Source organism: Burkholderia sp. BC1 (genome assembly GCF_052683555.1).
In genome coordinates this window covers 1-1,986 of sequence record NZ_JBQYLP010000163.1, presented here as the reverse complement: position 1 = coordinate 1,986, position 1,986 = coordinate 1, and the positions used below count along the sequence as shown (strand labels likewise).

The following is a 1,986-nucleotide window of genomic DNA, read 5'->3' as shown; positions in this document are numbered from 1 at the left end:
CCATGATCACGATCCGCCGAAATGCGTGATCACGTTCGCCGGAATACGCAGTCTCGTAGTTTTTTTGCTGAACCATCGCTGGAGAGACGAGACAAGGGTCTTGATGGCGAAATTCACGTACTTATACTTCTCGCATGGCAAATTCCATCGTCGACCAGGTGAAAGCGATCGCAGCCCGAGCTAGCAGCGCGGGTGTGGAAACGCAATCTCATCCGACACAGATTCCACTGTGGCCGGCGAACGTTCGTGGGATGCCAAACGCCCTCGCGCGCTCGGCACTGTTCAACGTGAACAAATCGAATGCGCCGCGTAGCCGAATGGAGAAGGCGCTGATCGCAAGCGTTGATGGCGTCGAAATTTCGTTTAGTGGGGAAGAGCTTAGACAGGACGACGCGGACGTCTTTCTTGAAGTGCTTCACCTGGCCCGTGATACTCAGCTGAACGAGAAGGTGGAATTCACAGGCTACAGCTTGTTGAAGTCGCTTGGCTGGGGCACGTCGGTAAAGTGTTACGACAGGCTCGTGACGACACTGGAGCGGCTGCAAGCCGGGCAAGTCAAGGTTCGCTTCACGGGCAACAAAAAGGGGTTTGTCGGGTCGTTGATTCGTAAATTTCTGTGGAAGGAAGGCACCGAAACGGGAACGGACGGCAAGACGAGGTGGGTGGCGTACGTCGAACCGGAAATCGTCGCACTATTCTCTGATGACGATTACACGCGGCTCGCGCGCGAGCAGCGTCAGCGACTGCGATATGAGTTGTCGAAATGGTTGCATACGTACTACCACACCCATGCAGTGCCTTTCGCGCATTCCGTACGTTTCCTTCATCGTCAGTGCGGTTCGCAGACGAAAGAGTTGTTCCACTTTCGCGCGAATTTGAAGAAGGCACTCGACGAGCTCGTAAAAGAAGGCTTCTTGGTCAGTTGGACCATTGATAAGTCTGACCTTGTGCACGTTGTACGAACATCGTCACGCGGTGCTATAGCGGCCTGAAATGCGAGTGGCAAAGTTCGACGGCTGCGGTCGTAGTGTGACGAGGATTGCCGGTGTTGGTGGTCTGCTGTATTTATGAAGGATTAAGATCAAGAAGTACTCTTGCCCGCAAGCCCGTTTTTTTTGCTTTTTTGCTTATCCACGGGAGCGCCAGACAAATGGGCGGTGGCCGATACGACCAAAGGTTGGTGGTAATAGTGGCATGCATGGCAAGCTTCTCTGCATCTGCGGCGTCCGTGTGTCGATTGGGTCCTAATAGTACTCGTCCGCCGTGGGTGCCTCGGATTGAGGCGCCCTTTAAGGCTTTCCACATTGGCGATCCACCGGGTATGAAGCCAACTCCGTTTAAATTGAACGACGGGTTGTCGCCTTTGCGCGCGAGGAGTTGTGTTGACGGCGCATCAAAGCCCGTCTATTTGAACGTCGAAGCCCACGGAGAAACTGGCGTCATCTACGTTGCATCTGGGTCGTGCCTGGATACGTTTGTTCCTAAGGCCGAGATTTCAAGCGGTTGCGAGGGGGCTCCGAATTGCTCGTCGATTCATTGGGAGAACTGGTGTTATGAGGACGGGAAGCCGTCGTACATAGGATTTCAGGGCAATCTCTCAAATCGTGGGAGCTACTATGTTGAATCGGCATCAGTCGATGACGCGACCGTATTCGTTCGGGGCTCCGGTCGATTCCTTATTGATCGAGGTCAAAGTGAGCGGACGTTTTTGCTGTCGTCGGTGAAGTCCCAGCGGCTGCTCGTATGTTCGAATTTCCCTCGACTGGTTATATCTGTCTCGAGCGATCCTTTCGGACGTCATCAAAGTGGACAGATGATTGCGTCCTCTGCCTGTACCGCAGTCGAAGGAAATGCCGTGTGGGTACAGCCACCTGAAGGCACACACCTTCAATACAGCGGGACATATCAGTTGCTTAAGTCCGAAAAATGACCGGACTAGGGAAACACTGATCAATTCGGCTTGGCGGTCATCGCTGACGAGGCCAA

Annotated in this window: 2 protein-coding genes; one reads left to right on the top strand and one right to left on the bottom strand. The window is 53.7% G+C overall.

From position 1 onward, the window contains the following. Positions 1–134: 134 nt before the first annotated feature. Positions 135–992 (top strand): plasmid replication initiator TrfA, encoded by an 858-nt coding sequence (gene trfA / locus ACSHSS_RS30105; protein WP_058904018.1) that lies wholly within the window; start codon positions 135–137, stop codon positions 990–992. Between the two features lie 638 nt (positions 993–1,630). Here the strand turns inward: trfA and ACSHSS_RS30100 are convergent. Then, the coding region (locus ACSHSS_RS30100; protein ID WP_445545964.1) for a hypothetical protein at positions 1,631–1,986 on the bottom strand (356 nt) is incomplete at its 5' end.

Excerpts from the sequence above, each read along its gene's own strand:
- trfA (WP_058904018.1), top strand. The coding sequence starts at position 135 with ATGGCAAATTCCATCGTCGACCAGGTGAAAGCGATCGCAGCCCGAGCT.